Annotated in this window: 20 protein-coding genes; all 20 read right to left on the bottom strand. The window is 37.8% G+C overall.

Features of this window, described 5'->3' with window-relative positions:
• Nucleotides 1-125: 125 nt before the first annotated feature.
• A complete protein-coding gene (gene namA / locus HCB45_RS07005; RefSeq protein ID WP_185319876.1) occupies nucleotides 126-1142 on the bottom strand; it encodes an NADPH dehydrogenase NamA in 1017 nt (338 codons plus the stop codon).
• A gap of 25 nt (nucleotides 1143-1167) precedes the next feature.
• Nucleotides 1168-2139: a DNA-binding protein WhiA gene (gene whiA / locus HCB45_RS07000; RefSeq protein ID WP_185319877.1), complete on the bottom strand. Its 972-nt coding sequence runs from the start codon at nucleotides 2137-2139 to the stop codon at nucleotides 1168-1170.
• A gap of 7 nt (nucleotides 2140-2146) precedes the next feature.
• The gene (gene mgfK / locus HCB45_RS06995) at nucleotides 2147-3115 is read right to left on the bottom strand and encodes a gluconeogenesis morphogenetic factor MgfK (protein ID WP_185619400.1); all 969 of its coding nucleotides are present in this window, start codon (nucleotides 3113-3115) and stop codon (nucleotides 2147-2149) included.
• 1 nt (nucleotide 3116) lies between these two features.
• Nucleotides 3117-3992: an RNase adapter RapZ gene (rapZ, locus tag HCB45_RS06990; protein ID WP_185319879.1), complete on the bottom strand. Its 876-nt coding sequence runs from the start codon at nucleotides 3990-3992 to the stop codon at nucleotides 3117-3119.
• 108 nt (nucleotides 3993-4100) lie between these two features.
• Entirely contained in the window at nucleotides 4101-5831 is a 1731-nt protein-coding gene (locus tag HCB45_RS06985; RefSeq protein ID WP_185619398.1) for a phospho-sugar mutase, read from the bottom strand.
• A 41-nt stretch (nucleotides 5832-5872) separates the two neighbouring features.
• A complete protein-coding gene (locus HCB45_RS06980; RefSeq protein WP_185319881.1) occupies nucleotides 5873-6934 on the bottom strand; it encodes an aldose epimerase family protein in 1062 nt (353 codons plus the stop codon).
• A 15-nt stretch (nucleotides 6935-6949) separates the two neighbouring features.
• Nucleotides 6950-7933 carry a UDP-glucose 4-epimerase GalE gene (gene galE, locus HCB45_RS06975; protein ID WP_185619397.1) on the bottom strand — a complete coding sequence of 328 codons (984 nt, stop codon included), beginning with the start codon at nucleotides 7931-7933 and terminating at the stop codon, nucleotides 6950-6952.
• A gap of 114 nt (nucleotides 7934-8047) precedes the next feature.
• Nucleotides 8048-9007 carry a thioredoxin-disulfide reductase gene (gene trxB / locus HCB45_RS06970; protein WP_185608126.1) on the bottom strand — a complete coding sequence of 320 codons (960 nt, stop codon included), beginning with the start codon at nucleotides 9005-9007 and terminating at the stop codon, nucleotides 8048-8050.
• Nucleotides 9008-9085: 78 nt separating this feature from the next.
• Nucleotides 9086-10561 carry a tetratricopeptide repeat protein gene (locus HCB45_RS06965; protein ID WP_185619395.1) on the bottom strand — a complete coding sequence of 492 codons (1476 nt, stop codon included), beginning with the start codon at nucleotides 10559-10561 and terminating at the stop codon, nucleotides 9086-9088.
• Between the two features lie 84 nt (nucleotides 10562-10645).
• The gene (locus HCB45_RS06960; RefSeq protein WP_185319885.1) at nucleotides 10646-11143 is read right to left on the bottom strand and encodes an acyltransferase; all 498 of its coding nucleotides are present in this window, start codon (nucleotides 11141-11143) and stop codon (nucleotides 10646-10648) included.
• A gap of 3 nt (nucleotides 11144-11146) precedes the next feature.
• Entirely contained in the window at nucleotides 11147-11800 is a 654-nt protein-coding gene (gene ppaX / locus HCB45_RS06955) for a pyrophosphatase PpaX (protein ID WP_185319886.1), read from the bottom strand.
• 42 nt (nucleotides 11801-11842) lie between these two features.
• Complete coding sequence (gene lgt, locus HCB45_RS06950; RefSeq protein ID WP_185319887.1) at nucleotides 11843-12676, bottom strand: prolipoprotein diacylglyceryl transferase; 834 nt, start codon at nucleotides 12674-12676, stop codon at nucleotides 11843-11845.
• A gap of 90 nt (nucleotides 12677-12766) precedes the next feature.
• Entirely contained in the window at nucleotides 12767-13705 is a 939-nt protein-coding gene (gene hprK / locus HCB45_RS06945; RefSeq protein ID WP_003763911.1) for an HPr(Ser) kinase/phosphatase, read from the bottom strand.
• A 183-nt stretch (nucleotides 13706-13888) separates the two neighbouring features.
• Complete coding sequence (locus HCB45_RS06940) at nucleotides 13889-14242, bottom strand: phage holin family protein (RefSeq protein WP_185319888.1); 354 nt, start codon at nucleotides 14240-14242, stop codon at nucleotides 13889-13891.
• An 8-nt stretch (nucleotides 14243-14250) separates the two neighbouring features.
• Nucleotides 14251-14451 carry a PspC domain-containing protein gene (locus HCB45_RS06935; RefSeq protein ID WP_003768305.1) on the bottom strand — a complete coding sequence of 67 codons (201 nt, stop codon included), beginning with the start codon at nucleotides 14449-14451 and terminating at the stop codon, nucleotides 14251-14253.
• 23 nt (nucleotides 14452-14474) lie between these two features.
• The gene (locus HCB45_RS06930) at nucleotides 14475-15686 is read right to left on the bottom strand and encodes a DUF4097 family beta strand repeat-containing protein (RefSeq protein WP_185319889.1); all 1212 of its coding nucleotides are present in this window, start codon (nucleotides 15684-15686) and stop codon (nucleotides 14475-14477) included.
• A 67-nt stretch (nucleotides 15687-15753) separates the two neighbouring features.
• On the bottom strand, nucleotides 15754-17007 hold the full coding sequence (locus HCB45_RS06925; RefSeq protein WP_185319890.1) for a DUF4097 family beta strand repeat-containing protein: 1254 nt from the start codon (nucleotides 17005-17007) through the stop codon (nucleotides 15754-15756).
• A 206-nt stretch (nucleotides 17008-17213) separates the two neighbouring features.
• On the bottom strand, nucleotides 17214-20084 hold the full coding sequence (uvrA, locus tag HCB45_RS06920; protein WP_185619393.1) for an excinuclease ABC subunit UvrA: 2871 nt from the start codon (nucleotides 20082-20084) through the stop codon (nucleotides 17214-17216).
• Nucleotides 20085-20091: 7 nt separating this feature from the next.
• Nucleotides 20092-22068 (bottom strand): excinuclease ABC subunit UvrB, encoded by a 1977-nt coding sequence (gene uvrB / locus HCB45_RS06915; RefSeq protein WP_185619391.1) that lies wholly within the window; start codon nucleotides 22066-22068, stop codon nucleotides 20092-20094.
• A 248-nt stretch (nucleotides 22069-22316) separates the two neighbouring features.
• Entirely contained in the window at nucleotides 22317-22556 is a 240-nt protein-coding gene (locus tag HCB45_RS06910; protein ID WP_003763924.1) for a CsbA family protein, read from the bottom strand.
• Nucleotides 22557-22562: the final 6 nt, after the last annotated feature.

The raw sequence follows: 22562 nt of genomic DNA, 5'->3' as shown, positions 1-22562 counted from the left end.
CTAACTAGAAAACTATTATTCATACTACCATAAACACGCTAAAAAATATACCTCATATCTACAACTTTATTTAAAATGTAAAAAAGCTTGAAGACCACAATCTGTAATCTTCAAGCTTCAGCAATTTATTTCCAAGCACGCGAATACTGTTTCGGCGCTTCGATTGTTTCACCTAATGTTTCAGCAGCCTCTTTGGCAAAATAAGGATTTCGTAATAATTCTCGACCGATGATAATTAAGTCTGCTCTTTCGTTGCATAAAATCTCCTCTGCTTGCTCACCTCGTGTAATAAGTCCAAGCGCTCCAGTCGCAATGCCAGCTCCGCGACGAATCCCCTCAGCAAATGGTACTTGATAACCAGGGAAAACTGGTGGCGCTACATTAACTAAACCACCTGTACTCACATCAATTAATTCTACACCATCTGCTTTCATCCATTTTGCAAAAGGAATATGGTCTTCTAATTGCAAGCCCCCATGTGCATAATCAGTAGCGGAAACTCGAACAATAATCGGTCCGTCCCATACTTCTTTTACTGCCTTAATAATATCACTTAAAATTTTATAACGATTGCCAGCAGGCCCGCCGTAATTATCTTCACGACGGTTTGTAATTGGGGAAAGGAACTGATGAATTAAATAACCGTGCGCTGCGTGAAGCTCGATTACATCAAAACCAGCTTCTTTAGCCCTGTACGCGGCCCGTTTAAAATCAGCAACCACTTCTTTAATTGCTTCTTTCGTAAGTTCTACAGGTTTAGCAGATTTCTCGTCAAAGGCAATTGCAGAAGGAGCCACAATTTCACCTGGTAAAACTGCTTTTCGACCAGCGTGTGCTAACTGTATACCTGCTTTTGCCCCGTGGTTATGAAGGCCATCTACTAACCGTTTTAAAGCTGGTACTTGCTCGTCATTCCATAAGCCTAAATCAAATTCAGAAATTCTACCTACTTCTTGAACCGCAGTAGCCTCTAATATCACAAGCCCGGTACCGCCAGCTGCTCTTGAAACGTAATGCGCAAAATGAAAATCTGTTGCAATCCCGTCTTTATTTTCTACTGAATACATACACATTGGCGACATAACAATTCTGTTTTTTAGCGTTACATCTTTTAATTTATATTCTGAAAATAATTTTGACATTCTAATTCGCATCCTTTTCTTTTAATTAACTATTGCTAACTTTTAACCCAACTTGCGCTGGAGTTTCACCGCTTCTAAGTCGTTCGGCAATTTGATCCAGTTTGCGAAGACGATGATTAATGCCTGATTTACTTACCTGCCCAGTTGTTAGCATTTCACCCAACTCTTTTAAAGTAACATCTTCATTTGCAATCCGAAGTTCGGCAATTTCGCGCAACCGATCTGGTAAAGCTTCCAGCCCAACTGTTGACTGGATATACTTAATATTATCAATTTGCCTTACAGCAGCGTTAATCGTTTTATTGAGATTCGCTGTTTCACAGTTAACTAACCTATTTACCGAATTTCGCATATCGCGCATAATCCGAACATCTTCAAAATGAAGAAGCGCACTAGTTGCACCAATAATGCTTAAGAATTCCGTAATTTTTTCTGCTTCTTTCAAATAGGTAATAAAACCGTTTTTTCGTTCAAGTGTTCGCGCATTGAGATCAAATTGATTCATTAAAGCACAAATCGCCTCATTGTGTTCTTCATAAACAGAAAAAATTTCTAAATGATACGATGAAGTTTCTGGGTTATTAACTGATCCACTTGCCAAAAAGGCTCCACGTAAATAAGCACGTTTGGCGCTCCTCTTCTTAACAAATCCCCTATCAATCGACTTCGTAAACGTCATTGGGGGTTCAAGAATTCGTAAATCCTCTAAAATCCCTCGCGTGCCAGACTTTAGTCGCACAATATAAACATTGTTTTTTTTAAGTTTCATTTTGCGACGTACTAAAAGTTCAATTGGCACTTCATACAAATCTTTTAGTAATTGGTACATTCGCCTAGCTATAGCTGCATTCTCCGTTTGGACGTCCATTATAACTAATTGATTCGAAAACGAGATGGCGCCATTCATTCGAATAAAAGCTGCGAGTTCCACTTTTGCATCGCTATCACTTACGTCCATATGGGTTAATTCTTTCTTTGTTTCCGATGCAAATGACATGGCTTACTCACTCCTTTTCATTAATTTTATTAGGTAACATTGCTAAAAGCGCGTCCGCCACCTTATCAGCAGCATGACGCACAAGTCCGTCTTCTGTAGAAAGAAAATCTTGATAAATAGCTTCTACTCCAAGTTTTTCCATTTCTTCCGCATTATGCTCCACTTGCGCCACATCTTCAGGAAATAGTAATTCTTTTGGAACAGTTGTAGTGTTAATCAACGTTTTATCGATAAAAGATTTACCAACATGTTCGTGAATGACTTTGATATGATCCGCATCTGAGAAAAAGTCTGTTTCCCCAATTTGCGTTAAAATGTTCGTAATGTATACTTTCTGGGCTTTACTTGCTGTAATTTCTTCAGCTAATTCTTCTAATAATAAATTAGGTAAAATACTTGTATATAAGCTTCCAGGACCAATAACAATCAAATCGGCTTCTTTGACTGCATCTACTGCTGTTGGATAAGGTTTTACATTTTCGGGTTCTATAAATACTCGGTTAATATGTTTGCCTTGAAGTGGAATAAGCGACTCACCGTGAACAATTGATCCATCTTCCATTTCTGCATTTAAAATAAGCGGTTGGTCGGTTGCTGGAATGACCTTACCACGAATTTTAAGTACAGTAGCAAGAACATTTATTGCATCAACGTAACTATCATTAAGTTGCGATAATGCCGTCAAAATCAAGTTACCAATTACATGACCTGATAAATCACCATCTACAGCAAAACGATATTGGAACAAGTCTACTACGCGCGGATCAACATTAGATAAAGCAAGCATGACGTTACGAATATCTCCAGGAGGAAGAACGTCCATTTGTTCGCGAATTTTACCAGAACTACCGCCATCATCAGCAACTGTAACAATCGCTGTTAAATGAATCTCTTTTTTCTTAAGTCCTTTTAAAATGACTGGGAGACCTGTTCCGCCACCTATAACGACTACTTTTGGCTTCGTTTCTTTGCTCATATTAGCGTTCCTTTCTACGTTTCATATCTCGGTGTGAAATCGTTGTTTCATATTTTTGCTGGATTGCTTTACCAACATATTCTGTTAAAGCAACAGAACGATGCTGTCCTCCCGTACATCCAATTGCAATCACAAGCTGAGTTTTTCCTTCTCGTTTGTAAAAAGGAAGAGTAAACATTAATAAATCAACTAATTTATCTAAAAAGGCCCCTGTTTCTGGCCATTTCATCACGTATTCATAAACATCTTCATCAAGCCCTGTTAGCGGGCGCATCTTATCAATATAATGCGGATTTGGTAAGAAACGAACATCAAATACTAAATCTGCATCAATAGGAATGCCATATTTAAACCCAAAAGACATTAATTGGACATTGAAAACATCCTTGTCTTCTGTTTGAAATTCATTGTTAATTCGTTCTCTAAGTTCACGCGGCGCCATATTAGAAGTATTAATGACTAACTGTGAGCGCCCTTTTAAATCACTAAGCAGTTCACGCTCAGCATTAATTCCATCAAGCACAGAACCATTAGGCTCCAGTGGATGGTGGCGGCGTGTTTCTTTATAACGCGAAACAAGCACCTTATCATCAGCCTCTAAAAAGAGAATTTTTGTTGTTATAAAATTGGTATTATCTAATTCATCTAGCGCTGGTTCAATGGAATCAAAAAACTCACGACCGCGAAGATCCATTACGAGCGCGATTTTATCCATTTTATCGCTTTCTTTCATTAACTCCCAAAATTTCGGAAGTAAACTTGGCGGTAAATTATCTACACAAAAATAACCGAGATCTTCTAAAGACTGCATTGCAACTGTTTTTCCTGCCCCAGACATCCCAGTAATAATTACTAACTTTAATTGTTTAGAAGCCATTTCTGCCTCATCCTTTCGCACAAATAATATCTATCTTTTATTTTAGCACACTTCACGCTAGAAAATCCCGGAAAAGTCTCTAAATAGAGTTTCCGGGATTTTTCTTTTTTAAGCCTCGATATGTTGCATTAAATCAGCTTTTACTTTTTCTAATTTTGTTGTACTTTCTTCTTTACTTTCACCACGAATACTAAAGTAGAATTTAATTTTTGGTTCTGTCCCTGATGGACGTAAGCAGAACCACGAACCATCTTCAAAATAACATTTAATTACATCTGCTGTTGGTAAATGAATTTCTCCAGTTTTACCTGTTTCAATCCAAGTAGTTTCACTTCTTAAATAATCTTCCGCGCGCTCAATTCGGAAGCCGCCCATACTAGTAGGAAGTTGCTCTCTAAAGCCACTTGTAATTTCTTTGATGCGCTCTGATCCATCTTTTCCACTTAAAGTAAGCGAAACTAAATCTTCTTTATAATAACCAAATTCAGCATAAATTTGTTCTAACTCTTCTAGCAAAGTCCGCCCTTCCGTTTTGCTCACAAGTGCCACCTCAGAAATCGCGAGAACTGCCTGAATCGCATCTTTATCACGCGTAAATGGCTTAACCATATAACCATTACTTTCTTCATAACCAAATTCAAAAGTATGCTTACCAGTTTCCTCAAAATGCTTGATTTGTTCTGCGATAAATTTGAATCCTGTTAAAACTTCAATCATTTGTACGCCGAAGTCTTTCGCGATTTCTGTTCCAAGATTACTTGTTACAATTGATTTTAAAACAGCCGCATTTTCTGGTAGTTCATTTTGCGCTTTCTTTTGCTTTAACAAATAATGTAAAATAATCGCGCCAATTTGGTTTCCAGATAAAACTTCGTATTCCCCGTCATTATTCCGTACTGCAACTCCCAAACGGTCAGCATCCGGATCAGTTCCTACTAATATATCGCCATCATGTTTTTTGCCATATTCAATTGCGAGCGAAAATGCTTCTTTGTTTTCAGGATTAGGTGATTTTACTGTTCCAAAATCAGGATCATTTACAAATTGCTCCTCTACCTTAATAATATCCGTAAAACCAACACTCTCAAGCGCAGGAACACCGAGAATTCCACCAGTACCATGAAGTGGGGTGAAAACAATTTTCAAATCCTCACCACGTTCTTGAACAAGCTCTTTATTTACAATAACCTCTTTTAATTTTTCTAAATATGGACGGTCTACCTTTTCACTAATCACCTCAAGTAAACCATTTTCAATTAAGTCAGCTTGCTTTGCCACTTCTACAGAAAAAATATCTTCTACCGCATTTATGTAATCAATTACCGCACTTGCACCTGTTGGAGGCATTTGTCCGCCGTCTTCTCCGTAAATCTTGTAGCCATTATATTCAGGCGGATTATGGCTTGCTGTAATAACAATCCCCCCAAATGCATTTAAATGACGTACTGCAAAAGAAAGTTCTGGTGTTGGTCGAAGTGCATCAAAAACGTAGCTTTTCACACCATGATGTCCAAGTACCGCTGCCGATTCAAAAGCAAATTCGCGTGACATATGGCGAGGATCATACGCAATTACTATCCCACGTTTCTTAGCCTCTTCACCGTTCTCCGCCACAAACTGCGCCAATCCTAAAGACGCCTTACGAATAGTATAGATATTCATCCGGTTGGTTCCAGCACCTAGTACACCACGCATTCCAGCCGTTCCAAATTCCATATTACGATAAAAACTATCTTCAAGTTCTTTTTCATTTGCTTCCATATCCGTTAATTGTGTTCGTATTGTGCTATCTAATTTATCATTCGCAACCCATTTTTGATATTCCTCTTGCCAATTCATTCTCGACACTCCTTCATTTAGAACTCTTTAATTAAAATTTATCAGCTCTCCACTGTGAAACGAAAAGCTGTCCTAGATGTAAAAGGCTTTTCTGGTCGAAGTACAATATCACCAAATCCATCATGGTTAATCGCATCCACTAAACCTTGTGTTTCCATTGTTATGCCAGCATATTTTGGTACAGCTCGCCCATCCATCTCAAAAGAGCCGTCTAAACTATTTGCTGTATATACTAATACCGCATCAGATTCGGTTTCCATTTCCAAGCGCCGCCCTGACTTTGGATCAAACAAAACTGCATCTGGACGACCATTTTCATGTTTTAAAATAAACGCATGATCCAGCCCCGCTCCAACTAATTTTACTTGCTGATCCTGACTTTGTGTAATCTCCGCTACTTCACGACCTGCACGCAAATCAAAGATAATATTTTCCACTGAGCGCTTTTCCCCAATTGGGAGGGACTCCTCATCTATAGGCAGGAATCTGTCACTATTAATCCAAAGCTGATGCCGTAAAATCGTCGAACCGACTTCTCCACTCAGATTAAAATAAATATGATTGCTCGGATTATAGATGGTCGATTGATCGCTTTTCGCTTCGTAATCAATCAGCCATTCATTTTTATTATTTAACGTATAAGTCATTTTCGCGTCGATATTTCCTGGATAGCCATTTTCCCCGTTCACCCAGCAGTATTCAAAAGTCATCACAATTTGATCAAGACCTTTTTCCACTGAAACATCCCAAAGCTTCTTACTAAAATTAAGTTTACCTCCATGACGATGGTTAGCGCCTTCATTTTGCGTTAATTGAATTTTCTTACCATCCAAAGAAAATTGTCCTTTGGTAATACGCCCAGCCACTGGGCCAAGTGTTGCGCCAAAGTATGGCGAATAGGCTAAATAATCCTCTAAATTCGAAAAGCCTAGACTAATATTAGCAAATTCACCAAATTTATCTTTCGTTTCAATAGAAGTAACAATCGCACCATAATTTAAAACGCACATTTTCATCCCGTGATCATTTATCAGCGTCCACTGCCACACATCATTTTCTTCAAACAACCCGAAATGTTCTTTTATTACTTTGATATAAACCACATTCTTTCGTAGTTATTAATAGCCATTGGGATGTGACACGTGCCATTTCCAAGCAGTCGCAATAATATCTTTCACATCTGTATAAGTCGGTTGCCAGCCAAGGATTTCATGCACTTTATCGCTAGAAGCTATTAAAGTCCCTGGATCTCCTGCACGACGTGGTACCACTTCAGCTGGAATTTCTTTTCCTGTTACACTTCGAGCCGCTTCAAGCATTTCTTTCACAGAAAAACCATTACTGCTACCAAGGTTGAAAATATTACTTTCTCCCCCATTTTTCAGGTATTCTAGCGCTTTAATATGCGCGTCTATCAAATCCTCTACTTGAACGTAATCACGAATACATGTACCATCAGGTGTATTATAATCATCCCCATAAATTGCTAGTTTTTCTCGTTGACCAAGAGCAACTTGTAAAATAATTGGAACTAGGTGCGATTCTGGTTTGTGGTCTTCCCCGATTGAGCCATCCGCTTTTGCACCAGCTACATTAAAATAACGTAATGCAACAAATTTCATGCCGTACGCTTTATCGCACCATTTCATCATTTTTTCCATCATTAGCTTTGTATCGCCGTAAGTACTTTCTGGGTTTGTTGGCATATCTTCTGTAATTGGCACACGTTCTGGTTCGCCGTATGTAGCCGCGCTTGAAGAAAAGACAATATGCTTTACAGCAAATTGCTCCATCACCTCTAAAACGATTTGCGTACCGTAAACATTATTATTCAAATATTCTAAAGGAACTTCCATTGACTCACCAACAAGCGAGCTCGCGGCGAAATGAACCACACTATCAATAGATTCTTTTTCAAAAACAGTGCTTAAAAAAACTTTATCCCGGATATCACCTTCATAAAATTTTGCTTTTTTGTGAATAGATTCTTGATGGCCTGTTCCTAGATTATCTACCACAACTACCTCATAGCCACGATTAATCAATTCATCTACTGCGTGAGAGCCAATATAACCCGCTCCGCCAAGTACGACAACGCTCATCATTTATCTCTCCTAACTGGTCTTTGTATTTCATTTTACACTACTCAGGACTATGTAGTCACGCAAAAAAATGGACCTAAGATAAATAATCTTTAGATCCATTTTTGTTTTTTATTATTTAGCTGCTTCTGCTTCCAAAGCTTCTTTTAATTCTTCCACATATTTTTGCGCATTTTGTCCAGCAAGTCCGCCGTCGCCTGTAGCTGTTACAATTTGGCGTAAGCTTTTCGCACGAACATCCCCCGCTGCAAAAATACCAGGAAGATTTGTACGCATTTCCTCATCTGTTACAATGTAGCCTTCATCGTCTGTAATACCTAAATTTAAAAATGCTTTCGTAAGTGGAACAAGTCCAACATAGATGAAAACACCATCCACTGGCATAATCGATTCTGAACCATCCACAGTAGAAACAAGTTTTGCACCTGTTACTTTTTTGCCGTCGCCAACAATTTCTTCTACTGTACTATTCCAAATGAAATTAACTTTTTCATCTTTAAAAGCACGATCTTGTAAAATTTGTTGTGCACGCAATTTATCACGACGGTGTACAATGGTTACTTTATCCGCATAACGAGTCAAGTAAGTCCCTTCTTCAACAGCAGAGTCTCCGCCGCCCACCACGATTAATTCGCGATTTTTGAAGAACGCTCCATCACAAACTGCACAGTAAGAAACACCGCGTCCGCTAAGCTCTTCTTCACCAGCTGCGCCAAGTTTACGATGTTCAGCTCCAGTTGCAATAATAATCGCCCGAGCTTTATATGTTTTCGACCCAGCCGTTACAGTTTTATATTCTTTTCCGTCAACAACTTCTTTAATATCGCCATAAGCATATTCAGCTCCAAATTGTTTCGCACCGCTAAGCATCTTGTCGGATAAATCCGGTCCTAAAATACTGTCAAAGCCAGGATAATTTTCTACTTCTGCCGTATTTACCATTTGTCCGCCTGGTACGCCACGTTCAATCATTAATGTATCTAAATCTGCACGGGAAGTATATAAAGCTGCTGTCATTCCAGCAGGTCCCGCTCCTATAATAATCACATCATAAATTTTTTCTTCACTAGCCATTCTTTTTGCCCTCCTCGTTTATGTGTATACAATAGTTAGCCTAAATTAATCCTAATACGGAATAGCAAAAAGGTCTATTTATCTGCTCAGAACTTGCTCAATATCCCTTGCACACTTGCTGCATTCAAATTCATCTATTGAATCGAGTTTTATTTCAGGTAAGAAAATCTTTGCAATCGCGCTAGCAACCGTTTCGATTGTATAACGACCAAGAATTAACTCTTTTCTATTTTCCATCAATACTAATGAAAAAATCGTTTCATATAAAGAATAGTTTTCTTTATTTAGTAAAAACCCTCTTTCCCGTAACATATTCATTGCTTTCATAATTAAATAGCAATTCTGCTCTACGTTTCCATCTGGAAAATAATCAAAATCGGTAAACATTAAATGCTCCATATATGACCAACTGCTCATGTCAAGAAGCGGATGAAATAGGACGAATTCCGGTCGGTTACCTGAGACAGACATTGCGTAGACGCCAAGGAGATGTGTGATATCCTTTTCGGCTTGAAGCATTTCTAAAACTAAACGAGTATCACTAGTTAAATCCGCTTCTTGCTCCCAAGGAAATCTAGTATCTTCATATAAATCACACTCTAAAAAAGAATGCCAAAACATTTTCGCCTCTTCAATATCTTCTAAATAATAAGCAGCTTTTGCTCGATAATAATAGTATTTACTGCGCTCCGTAACTTCCAAGTCCGCCACTTGTTCAAATAAATCGTCTGCCTCCTCGTAATCCCCCATCATTGCATGAATTAAGCCAATTTTTTCTTTATGATGCGAGAGAACTGGTAAAACATCCCGTAATTCCGAGTAAAGCGAGTCGGCTTCTTCCCGATTCCCTTTATAAAAATGGTAAATAAATAAGTCGCATAAGCCCAATAAGTTCCCTGGGTTTCTTGCAATTAAGTCGCTTAATACCTTAACACCTTCCACTTCTTTTAATTGTTCAAAATAAAGTGCGGCTAGCTGATTGTAAGCAGGCCAAAAGTTTGGTTTCTCATCAATAACTTTTTTCAAAATGTCACATGCAGAAGCACTATCTTCTTCCGCTAAATAACGATTAATTTCTTTCTTATATGAATAAAATTCCTGTTCTAATTTAGAAAAACCATTTTCAATTGTCTCACCAAATGGCGTTTCTTCGAGTAGTACTTCAATTAAATCTTTAGCTTCTTCAGCATAATCTCCTTCAGGTGCTGTTTCTAAATAGCGATTTGCATATTGCAGCGCCCTACGATAATCTTTCATATAAGCAAAATTATTAGCAATAAAATAATAACAGTATTCCATATTATCCAGTCGTTTTTCTAATATATCTCTTAGTAATTGATTTGATTTATGAAATTGACCGATTTCCGTATAGCATATTGCTAATTGACAAAGTATTACTGGCTCTCCAGGTTCAAGTTCTGCGGCTCGTACTAGATAACGAATCGCTTCCTTAATTCTTTGGTCGCGAAACGCCTCTACTCCACGCTCAAAATAAAATTGACCATTTGGATAAAATGGATAAATTTTTGCGGTTGTTTTTTTGTCTTTTTCCATTTCCCCACCTCCAACAATATCCTTATTCTTCTGAGTATAACATAGAATTAATTTCTTTGGGCAAGAAAAAAAGCCACTTCAATTTCACTCAAAAGTAGCTTTTTCTTTGATTACTAAAGGATTCCCATACGCAAAACTTTCTGGTGGAATATCCTTTGAAACGACTGCCCCAGCAGCAATAATCGCCCCGTCTCCTATTTCTATTCCAGGGAGAATGGTTACATTTGCCCCAACCATCACATCCTTACCAATAACTACTTCCCCAACACGATACTCAGACAACAAATATTCATGTGTTAAAATTGTCGTATGATAGCCAATAATAGAATTTTCTCCAATCGTAATCTTCTCAGGAAAAAATAAATCCGGCATAACTTTATAGGCAATAGCAGTTTTCTTACCAATTTTCATTCCAAGACAAGTACGGTAAATATTACGTTTACCACTCATCCAAGGAAAAAAACGTCCAAATTCAACTACCACAGTATTCTTAACGACTTTCCAAAAAGAAATGGTTTTATAAACCTGGAAAAGCGTGTTGACTTCCTCATCCGGCGCCTTAAACCTATTCAGCCGTCTCAAAATTTATTCCTCGTCCCTAACGATGGTAAGAAGATCGCTCATTTTTTCTAACATAAAGTCTGGTTGGAACTGCGCCAAATGTTCTGGCCCTTTAATCGCCCATGCTACACCAGCAGTCAGCGTTTCCGCATTTTTCCCTGCTTCAATATCATGATAATTATCACCAACCATAATCGCTTCTTCTTTCGTTGCATTTAGTAAAGAAAGAGCCATCTCTATACCTTCTGGATCGGGTTTCGCATTAGATACTTGATCTAACCCAATCACCACTTGGAAAAACTTATCCAAACCAGTCACTTTGAGACCTCGCATAATCGTATCGTACATTTTCGTGGATACAATTCCTAGTTTATAATCTTCTTCATACAAAGCACGAATCGCTTCATATACCCCATCATACTCTAAAATTAAATCATCGTGATGTTTCAAGTTATATTCCCGGTAAAACACACGCATTTCTTCTGCATGTGCTGGGTTTATTTCTCGAAAAGTTTCCATTAATGAAGGACCAATAAACGGTAAAATGTCTTCTCTTGTAAAAACTCGGTCAGGTAAGAACTCTTGTAGTGTTGCTTGGAAAGTTTTAATAATCAACTCATTCGTATTTATCAGTGTGCCATCTAAGTCAAATAACAATGTAGTAATTTTCCCAGTCATAATTTCTTCCTTTCTTATACAAACTCGAAAATCTTCAACTTTTTATTTCTTTTTAGCTACTTTTCCCAATTTATCTTCCATATAATACGGCGGATTCATTTTCACGCGACGATAAATAATTAAACCAATGGATAACACAATTAGCAGTAAAGATAAAACCTGCGAAACTCTAAAGTCACCCCACATTAAACTATCTGTTCGCATTCCTTCGATAAAGAATCTTCCAAACGAATACCAAATTACATAACTAAGAAAAAGTTCCCCGCTACGTATTTTAGTCCGACGAATAATTAGTAACACAATAAAACCAAGAACATTCCATAAACTTTCATATAAAAAAGTTGGCTGGTAATAAGCGCCATCTATGTACATCTGGTTGATAATAAAGTCTGGTAAATGTAAACCCTCAAGAAATGCTCGAGTCGTTTCCGCTCCGTGAGCTTCTTGGTTCATAAAATTACCCCAACGTCCAATCGCCTGAGCAATAATCAAACTTGGAGCAACAACGTCCGCAAGTTTCCAAAACGAAATTTTTTTAATCCGCGAGAAAATGATTGCAGTTAGCACGGCGCCAATCAATGCGCCATAAATCGCGATACCACCATGCCAAATCTTCACAATTTCGCCTAAATTATTCTTATAAAAGTCCCATTCAAAAACAACATAATAAATGCGAGCACTAATAATCGAAATTGGAATCGCCCATATTAGTAAATCTACAATAATTTCTTTATCCATTTTGCGTTTACTTGCTTCACTAAGAGCAAGAATCAATGCAATTACAACAGCAGAAGCGATAATAACTCCGTACCATTTTACAGAAATACTACCAATTTGAATCGCCACTGGATCAAGTGGCTGAACACCATTACCCATAATTTCCCTACTTTCAAAAAAGAAAACTCCGCAACCAAACAAGATTATCGTACTGTTTGTTTAGGCTGAGGAGAACTTTTCTCTATTTATTTAATCATTCATACTGCTATTATGACCTATTAAATTATTTAGATCTTGTGTAAATTGTTCTGCCGCATTGTAGCCCATATTTTTCAAACGGAAATTCATCGCTGCTACTTCTATAATAACAGATAAATTTCGCCCTGGCCGAACCGGAACAGTAATTTTTGGAATGTCCATATCAAAGATTTTAGTCTTTTCTTGGTCCAACCCAACACGATCATAATGCTTATCTGGGTCCCAGTTTTCAAGGTGCACAACAATAGTAATTTTTTTACTTGAGCGAACTGCTCCTGCCCCAAACAAAGTCATTACATTAATAATTCCAAGGCCTCGAATTTCTAGTAAATGTTCAATAATTGCAGGTGATGAACCTATTAATGTCATTTCATCTTCTTGACGAATTTCTACATTATCATCTGCTACAAGTCTATGTCCACGTTTTACAAGTTCAAGTGCCGTTTCACTTTTACCAACGCCACTACTACCTGTAATTAAAACACCAAGCCCGTAGATATCTACTAAAACACCATGCATTGAGATAACAGGTGCCAGTCTACTTTCTAAATAGTTCGTAATATAAACGGATAAACGGGTAGTCTTTAAACGCGAACGAAGAACTGGAATATCTGCTTCTTTCGCCGCTGCTACTAATTCTTTCGGCACTTCTAAATTTCGTGAAATCACAAAAGCAGGAGTCCTTTTCGTACACATTTGCTTATATCTTTTAAGTCGTTCTTCCGGCTCCATACCCTCTGAAAAGGAAATTTCTGTCATTCCAAAAAGCTGCACACGATCTTCTGGATAATATGAGAAAAATCCAGTAAGTTCCAAACCTGGCCGAGATAAATCACTGGTTAAAATTGGTCTTTCAAGTCCCGTTTCTGAACAAATTAGCTCTAAATTAAGTCGTTCCTTTAAATCCTTTACCGTAACCGATTTTGTCATGCAAGTACCTCCAAATGAATTATAAAGTCCATAACTGTTCGCTACAAAATATTGTTTAGAAAGCTCCTTATCATTTTAGCACTTTAGAGAGAATCAAGCTACCTCTTTCTTACCAAACGGCTCTACACAGCAAAACCAGCTACATTTAAAAGCTTTTTTAGCCTTAAAATGTAACTGGAATGTTTAATTTTCTTTATTACCCCATAAAACAGAATTAATAATCATATTCGCAAATGCCATAATTGCTGCAATAATTAATGCTGTTCCAAAACCGTCAATTTGGAAAGAATCTCCAATAAAGAAGGTAGTCATTTCAAGCATAATTGCGTTAACAACAAAGGTGAAGAGCCCTAGTGTGAATATATTAATCGGTAAAGTTAAAAGGAGTAAAATAGGTCTAATTAGCATATTAAGAATTGCTAATACAAAACTCGCTAGTAGCGCAGTTGTGAATCCATCTACGTGAAAACTTGTAAAGAATCCAGATAATGCTACAAAAAGTACCGAGTTAATGATTACGCCTATAATCCAACGCATATTTTAGTTCACTCCCATTCTGATTCAGGTGTTGCTTTTGGCATAATAATCGCCGCTAGAATATATAGTAAAATCCCAGTACCAAAGAATAGAACTGCTCCAGCCCAAAGTAAACGAATGATGGTTACTTCAATGCCAAAATATTCTGCAAGCCCACCACAAACACCAGCAATCATTTTTTGTGATGAAGATTTATATAACTTTTTCATTGTTTTCCCTTCCTTTCATTTTATTAAACGTTTTTAGATTCAAGTTCAGAAACCTTGATAATTCCATTTCCCACTTTCGCTTGAAGTGTTGCCATGCTTATTTCTTCTGCATTTTGAGTGAAGACAAAAGTTCTTTCTGCATCATCCCAAATTTTCGCATTTTTTAAGTCGAAGTAAATTTTTTCTTTTTTCGTTCCGAGTGTTCCATCGACATTCCATGTTGGCGGTATTTGAATTCGGATATCACCATTTGGAGCCTCTAGATCTGCGGCCGAGGACGTATCATTTTCAAGTATATACTCAACGTCACCTTGAGCCGCCTTAGCAATTGTTGTAAGGAAATTACCTTGAAGAGCAATATCTCCTTTAGCAGTAGACATATCTACATTCTCAACGGAGCTGCGTTTGAAGAAAATTTCGCCGTCTTTGGATTCTGTGCTAAGGAATTTACCACTAGCTCCTGAAGACCTAATATCACCATGACGTGTTTTGATAATAGCATCTTCTGCAGCTGTATCATCATATTTCAAATTACCATTAAGTAATTGAATTTTTACTTGTTCATATAAACGTTTTGGAATAGTAACAACTAAATCGGTTTTTAGTAATTCATTTTTTGATTCAAAAGTGAAACTATCTGGTGAAATGTCTAGCATTGTTTGGCTAAAGAAGTAATCCCATAGTTTTTCTTCACTTAATTGACGAATAGAGCGTGCTTTTTCGTGTACAGCTAGTACGGCACGAATTTTCATTTGATCTTTGTCCCAAGAACGGATAATAACATCCCCGGTAGCTACTCTTATTGTAAAAGAGCGGAAAGTTGCATCGTCAAAATTGAATTCTCGCACTGGACGAGGACGAGCTTCTTTTCTTCTTGCTCCGTGATGGATTGGTTCTGGTCTAACTGGTTTTTGTCTGTTGTGATGACGGCTATTTCTCATCGCTTCTCGCACTTCCTGTCTCGCTTCATTACGGTCGGCGTGGCGTCTTCTTTTTTCTTCAACGCGGCGACGATGCCGTTCAAGCACTTCCTCATTACTTGTATCAGAAGAAGGAATCACAAACAAGGCAACGATGTAAGCAATAATCGCAATACCGGTTTTCATCGTAATAATCGTGATGATAATATAGATAAGGCGTAGAAGTGTGGCATCTATCCCTAGAAATTCGGCTAGTCCGCCAAAAACACCACCGACTTTCCGATCCACTCTTGATCTTCTTAATTTTTTATCCATGTTAGCTCTTCCTTTCTTATTTCTATGTAAAATCTAGCGCGCTTTCTTCGCGCTAGATTTCAATTAATTATTTTGCATCACGAATTTTAACAGAACCTGTAGTTGCTTCTGCTTCGATTTTCAGTGAAGAATCAGCTGCTGTTGGTAGTTTAGTAAAGACGATTGATTTACTTACTGATTCCGTTTTTGATTGAAGTACTTCTGCATCTTTTAAGTCTAAATGTAGTTTTCCAAGGTTTGTATGGAAACGACCGTCTACGCCAATAGTTGTTGGTACGACTACCTCGATATTACCTGCTCCTGTTTTAGCTTTTAAGAAAGTAGCTTCATTACCAGTGAGCTGATAATTCACATTACCATTTTTAGTTTGCAAGTTTGTTGAATAATAATTACCTTTTACTGCTACATTACCGTTAAATGTTTTAAGTGCTACATCACGGGTTTCACCATTTTGGATACGAACATTCCCATTAATCGATTCAATTTCAGCTAAAGTAGCATTTAGTGTGCCAATGCTAACATGACCGTTTGTTGTTTTTACAAATAAATCGCGGCCTGATAATTCATCCATATGGAAATTACCATTAAGCATTTTTACAGAAACATAATCATACTCACGACGAGGCAAGTACACAGTTAAGTTCGTAACGATTTGTTTCGATGTAGATTCAAAACGCAATGTTTCTTCATCCACACGTAAAGTCGTTTTATCAAAAAAGATTTTAAGTGCTTCATCTTCTGGATACTCTTTGAAAAGTTTAATCATCGCGTGAACTTTAATATCATTTGAGTCGGATGGTTTAAATTCAACATTACCATTAGCAATTTCAAATTCTAAAATGGAAAGCGTTGTGTCGTGATAAATGAAATCACGTTCGATTTTAGTAGATGTAAGAAACGGAAATGGCATATCTTTTACTTGTTTAAACGCGCTATTTAGGAAAGAACCGATTTTTTCACCAGCTTGTGATAAGTCATTGACCATATTGCGCATGGAATCTTCACGGTCTTTAGAAGAGTTTTCATTACCTTCTTCTTGACGCTCATGGTTTTCTGGAGTTGGTTCAGGACGTCTCTTACGACTTTTCGGAGCAGTGTAAGGATTTCCTTCATTGTTCCAACCTTTGCTATAATCATAAGTTGGTTCTTCTTCCGGTTCTTCAACACGTTCTTCTCTAGGTGCTGTAGAACGACGGATATTTTCTTTTGCTGCGGATTTGCCTTCTTTTTTAGAGATATTTTCAAGTAAAGTAAGGGCTTCTTCTGTAGAAATGATACCTTGTTTCACTAATTCGAGAATACGTTTACGTTCATTTTCCATTTTCATTTCCTCCTAATTTTTCAGTTTAACTATTTTAGGCTTGCTTCATGTGCAAGTAATCTATCTGTTTTATCTATGACTCTATTATGAAGGAAAAAATAATTTCTGTCATACAACCAGAGGATGATTATTTGTTTAGACTTTGGGTGGTTGGGTCTTAGGAAAGAAAAAAATCCCGCTTATACTTTAATAAGCGGGATTGAGATTTATTTTTTCTTAGCGGTTGCAATACGTTCTTCTGTGCGCTCTTTGTCGCGTTCTAAAATTGGTTTTAAATATTTGCCTGTGTAGGATTTTTTAGAACGGGCGATTTTTTCTGGTGTGCCAGTTGCGATAATCTGACCACCGCCATCGCCACCTTCTGGACCTAAGTCAATCAAGTAGTCAGCTTGTTTAATAACATCTAAATTATGTTCAATAACAAGAACGGTATCGCCGTTTTCTTCTACCAGTCTTTGTAATACTTTTAGTAAACGACCGATGTCATCTGCATGGAGCCCAGTAGTTGGTTCATCCAGGATATAGAATGATTTACCGTTGCTGCGTTTATGAAGTTCAGAAGCTAATTTTACACGTTGCGCCTCACCACCAGAAAGGGTTGTTGCAGGCTGACCAAGGCGAATATATCCAAGTCCTACATCCACAATGGTTTGTAATTTACGAGCAATTCTAGGCTGGTTAGTGAAATATTCTAATCCTTCTTCTACAGTCATTTCTAGCACTTCTGCAATATTTTTCCCTTTATAGCGAATATCCAAAGTTTCCCCGTTATAGCGTTTACCATGACAAACCTCGCAAGGTACGTATACATCCGGCAAGAAGTGCATTTCGATTTTGATGATGCCATCGCCTTTACATGCCTCACAACGGCCGCCTTTTACGTTGAAGCTAAATCGACCTTTTTTGTAACCACGAACCTTGGCTTCATTAGTACTGGCGAAAAGATCACGGATATCATCAAATGCACCAGTATAAGTTGCTGGGTTAGATCTCGGGGTTCTACCAATTGGCGATTGATCAATATTGATGATTTTTTCAAGGTTTTCGATTCCTTTTATTTCTTTATGTTCACCTGGCTTAGCGTGGTTTCTGTTTAGTTTTCTTGCGAGTGCTTTTCTTAATACTTCATTTACTAGTGAACTTTTTCCTGAACCAGAGACCCCCGTTACACAGGAAAATGTAGCTAGTGGTATTTTGGCATTTACATTTTTTAAGTTATTTGCTTTAGCTCCGATGATTTCTAATTCAAGTCCATTTCCTTTTCTTCTTTTGGCAGGAACAGGAATGAATTTTTTACCAGAAAGATAATCTCCAGTGATAGAGTTTTTATTCTTCGCCACTTCTTCTGGAGTTCCAGCCGCGACAATTCGTCCGCCATGTTCTCCAGCACCTGGACCAATATCAATAAGATAATCTGCCGCCATCATGGTATCTTCATCATGTTCTACTACAATAAGCGTATTTCCAATATCTCGCATACTTTGAAGTGTATTGATTAATCGATCATTATCGCGCTGATGAAGTCCAATGGAAGGCTCATCAAGAATGTAAAGCACGCCAGTCAATCGTGAACCAATTTGGGTTGCTAGTCGAATTCGCTGCGCCTCTCCTCCCGATAAAGTTCCAGCAGCACGACTCATTGTTAAATAATCGAGTCCTACATTTTTTAAGAAGCCTAATCTAGCTCGCACTTCTTTGAAAATTGGCGCCGCTATTTGCGTTTCTTTTTCAGACAGCTCTAGATTATCAAAGAATGCAAGGGCTTCATTGATGGAGAACTCGCTAATTTGTCCAATGTGGTGATTGTTCACTTTGACAGAAAGTGTTTCTTCTTTAAGGCGGTACCCTTTACAAGATGGGCAAGGTAAATCTGTCATGTATTGCGCCATTTGATCGCGAGTAAAGTCTGAATTAGTTTCTCGGTAGCGTCGTTCAATGTTTGGTAGAATCCCTTCAAACGGAATCCAAGTTTCTCGTGTCATACCAAAATCATTTTTGTATTCAAAGTAAAATTCTTTGTCTTTTGAACCATTTAAGATAATATCTAATGCTTCTTTAGATAGTTTTTCTATTGGCGTGTCCATATCAATTCCAAACTCTTTACATGCAGAGGCTAGCATTTGTGGATAGTATTGTGAACTGATGGGTCTCCACGGAATAATTGCACCTTCATTTAAAGTTAAACTTCTGTCTGGGATAACGGTATCCACATCTACTTCTAATTTAGTTCCAAGACCATCACAAGTAGGACAAGCGCCAAATGGGCTATTAAATGAAAACATTCTTGGTTCTAATTCACCAACCGAAAAACCACAATAAGGACATGCATAATGTTCGCTAAATAGTAATTCTTTATCCCCCATAATGTCCACCACTGCATAACCATCAGCCAAGCGAAGAGCAGCTTCAATAGAATCATATAGTCGCGTATTTATTCCTTCTTTAATGACAATACGATCGATGATAATTTCGATGGAATGTTTTTTGTTTTTTTCGATTTCAATTTCATCATTAATATCGTATATTTCTCCATCAACACGAATACGTACGTAACCTTCTTTTTTAATTTCTTCAATCGTTTTCTTATGCGTTCCTTTTTTACCAGAAACGATAGGAGCCATAATTTGAATGCGTGTTTTTTCGGGGTATTCAAAGACACGGTCTACCATTTGTTCGATTGTTTGAGAAGTGATTTCAATGCCGTGATTAGGACACACCGGGTGCCCCACACGTGCATAAAGCAGACGCAAATAATCATGTATTTCAGTTACCGTTCCAACTGTAGATCGCGGGTTACGGCTTGTAGTTTTTTGGTCAATGGAAATTGCTGGACTTAACCCTTCAATTAAATCTACATCGGGTTTATCCATTTGACCTAAAAATTGGCGAGCATAAGCAGACAAAGACTCTACATAACGTCTTTGTCCTTCTGCATAAATTGTATCAAAAGCTAGCGAAGATTTTCCTGAACCAGAAAGCCCGGTCATCACCACTAATTTATCTCTTGGAATCTCTACATCAATATTTTTTAAATTATGGGCTCTTGCACCTTGAATGACTATTTTTTCCTTATCCAATTCCGCTTCATCCTTCCGCTTTTATTTCCAGTAAAGCATCACGAAGTTCAGCTGCACGCTCGAAATCAAGTGCTTTAGCTGCTTCTTTCATCTCGTGTTCCATACCTTCAATGAAAATATCTCGTTCTTTCTTAGACATTTTACTTAAGTCGTGTTGTTTTACTGCTTCTCGTTCATCTGCGGCAGAGGTTGCTGCGATAATGCCACGGATTTCTTTTCTAATTGTTTTTGGTGTGATGCCATGTTTTTCATTATATTCGATTTGAATTTTACGACGACGTTCTGTTTCACTAATCGAATTGCGCATGGAGTCCGTCATTTTGTCGGCATACATAATTACACGACCGTTTTCATTACGAGCAGCACGCCCCATTGTTTGGATTAAAGACCGTTCTGAACGTAAGAAGCCTTCTTTGTCTGCGTCTAAAATTGCCACTAAGGAAACTTCTGGCAAATCGATTCCTTCACGAAGTAAGTTAATCCCAACAATAACATCGTATACCCCTAATCGAAGGTCACGAATAATTTCAATTCGCTCTAAAGTTTTTACCTCAGAATGTAAATATTGAACCTTTACTCCGGCTTCTTTTAGATAATTCGTCAAATCCTCAGACATTTTTTTCGTTAACGTGGTGATTAGAACACGTTCGTTTTTCTCAACTCGATCATTAATTTCATCCATTAAGTCGTCTATTTGACCTTGGATAGGGCGTATTTCGACGATTGGATCTAGTAGTCCAGTAGGTCGAATGATTTGTTCAATCACATCTGGATTTTTTTCTAATTCATATGGGCCCGGGGTTGCAGAGATAAACATAATCTGATTAATATGCTTTTCGAATTCTTCTAATCGAAGTGGACGGTTATCAAGTGCGCTTGGCAATCTAAAACCATGATCAACTAGCATTTGCTTTCTAGCTTGGTCCCCGTTGAACATGCCGCGGATTTGAGGCATCGTTACATGCGATTCATCAATAACCATTTGGAAATCATCTTGGAAATAATCTAGCAATGTATATGGAGTTACTCCCGCTGGACGCAGTGATAAATGTCTTGAATAGTTTTCAATGCCTGAACAATAACCCATTTCTTCCATCATTTCTAAATCATAATTGGTTCTCTGTTCAAGGCGTTGTGCTTCCAGTAATTTGTTCTCTGCTCTTAAGACTTTAAGGCGATCTTCAAGTTCTGCTTTTATATTAACAATAGCTTTTTTCATAATATCTGGTCTAGTAACAAAGTGAGATGCCGGGAAAATAGAAACATGCTCTCTGTCTCCAATGATTTCACCAGTAAGTGCGTCTACTTCTCTAATGCGCTCAATTTCATCCCCAAAAAATTCAATCCGCATACAGTGTTCATCCCTAGATGCTGGGAAAATTTCGACCACATCTCCGCGGACACGAAAACGACCGCGCTGGAAATCAATATCATTTCGGTCATATTGAATATCAACCAGCTTGCGTAACAATTGGTCTCGGCTGATCTCCATACCAACTCGAAGCGAAACTAACATTTCTCCGTATTCGACCGGTGAACCTAACCCATAAATACAAGATACACTTGCAATAATAATTACATCTCTGCGTTCAAAAAGAGCAGCTGTAGCGGAGTGACGAAGCTTATCTATTTCGTCATTGATACTAGCATCTTTTTCAATGTACGTATCACTCTGTGGTACATAAGCTTCTGGCTGGTAATAATCATAGTAACTAACAAAGTATTCCACCGCATTATTCGGGAAAAACTCTTTGAATTCACTATATAATTGTCCCGCTAGCGTCTTATTATGTGCCATAACAAGCGTTGGCTTATTTACTTCTTGAATTACATTAGATACGGTAAAAGTTTTCCCTGTACCGGTTGCCCCAAGTAAGGTTTGGTGTTTCAAGCCTTTTTTTAATCCCGCAACTAATTGTTCTATTGCTCTAGGTTGGTCTCCTTGTGGGCTATACTTAGAAACTAACTCAAATTTATCCTTCAACTCGGATTCCCCCATTCTTTATCGGTCCGATTCTGGCATCTAAAAGCTTTAACTGTAAAATATCCAGCAAAGCAAAAAGCGGATTTTTTCAGATCCGTTAATGTTTCTATTTTATCATAAAAATTTTAATTAGCCTAGCAAAAACCGAACATATTTTCGCATTCGTTTGAAAATAAAAAACGCAACCTGTTGATTACGCTTTTCTTTATTTTATCACTTTTAGAGTATTCTACCTATCTATTTGCTTTTTAAAAGTCACTGCCGCTTTTCTTTAAACGTCGTAACATGTATGTGGCTACGACAAAACCAATTGTCATCGAAAAGGCGTCTATCGTAATTAACCAAAACGAACTTGTGTAACCTAATTTGGCAGAAGCGGCTATCAAAACTACCATAAGCACTAAGGCTACATAACGGTTATACGTGATGCGTGCAAAGAGAATAACGAGCAGACAAGGGAAAATAAGTGCCGATATAATTTGATCCATCTTACT

The organism is Listeria farberi (assembly GCF_014229245.1).
GTDB classification, from domain to species: Bacteria; Bacillota; Bacilli; order Lactobacillales; family Listeriaceae; genus Listeria; species Listeria farberi.
This window is presented reverse-complemented; position numbering and strand designations above follow the sequence as displayed.

Coding starts and splice junctions, on each gene's coding strand:
- namA (WP_185319876.1), bottom strand. CDS start 1,142: ATGTCAAAATTATTTTCAGAATATAAATTAAAAGATGTAACGCTAAAA.
- whiA (WP_185319877.1), bottom strand. CDS start 2,139: ATGTCATTTGCATCGGAAACAAAGAAAGAATTAACCCATATGGACGTA.
- mgfK (WP_185619400.1), bottom strand. CDS start 3,115: ATGAGCAAAGAAACGAAGCCAAAAGTAGTCGTTATAGGTGGCGGAACA.
- rapZ (WP_185319879.1), bottom strand. CDS start 3,992: ATGGCTTCTAAACAATTAAAGTTAGTAATTATTACTGGGATGTCTGGG.
- HCB45_RS06985 (WP_185619398.1), bottom strand. CDS start 5,831: ATGAATTGGCAAGAGGAATATCAAAAATGGGTTGCGAATGATAAATTA.
- galE (WP_185619397.1), bottom strand. CDS start 7,933: ATGAGCGTTGTCGTACTTGGCGGAGCGGGTTATATTGGCTCTCACGCA.
- trxB (WP_185608126.1), bottom strand. CDS start 9,007: ATGGCTAGTGAAGAAAAAATTTATGATGTGATTATTATAGGAGCGGGA.
- HCB45_RS06965 (WP_185619395.1), bottom strand. CDS start 10,561: ATGGAAAAAGACAAAAAAACAACCGCAAAAATTTATCCATTTTATCCA.
- ppaX (WP_185319886.1), bottom strand. CDS start 11,800: ATGACTGGGAAAATTACTACATTGTTATTTGACTTAGATGGCACACTG.
- lgt (WP_185319887.1), bottom strand. CDS start 12,676: ATGGGTAATGGTGTTCAGCCACTTGATCCAGTGGCGATTCAAATTGGT.
- hprK (WP_003763911.1), bottom strand. CDS start 13,705: ATGACAAAATCGGTTACGGTAAAGGATTTAAAGGAACGACTTAATTTA.
- HCB45_RS06940 (WP_185319888.1), bottom strand. CDS start 14,242: ATGCGTTGGATTATAGGCGTAATCATTAACTCGGTACTTTTTGTAGCA.
- HCB45_RS06935 (WP_003768305.1), bottom strand. CDS start 14,451: ATGAAAAAGTTATATAAATCTTCATCACAAAAAATGATTGCTGGTGTT.
- HCB45_RS06930 (WP_185319889.1), bottom strand. CDS start 15,686: ATGGATAAAAAATTAAGAAGATCAAGAGTGGATCGGAAAGTCGGTGGT.
- HCB45_RS06925 (WP_185319890.1), bottom strand. CDS start 17,007: ATGGAAAATGAACGTAAACGTATTCTCGAATTAGTGAAACAAGGTATC.
- HCB45_RS06910 (WP_003763924.1), bottom strand. CDS start 22,556: ATGGATCAAATTATATCGGCACTTATTTTCCCTTGTCTGCTCGTTATT.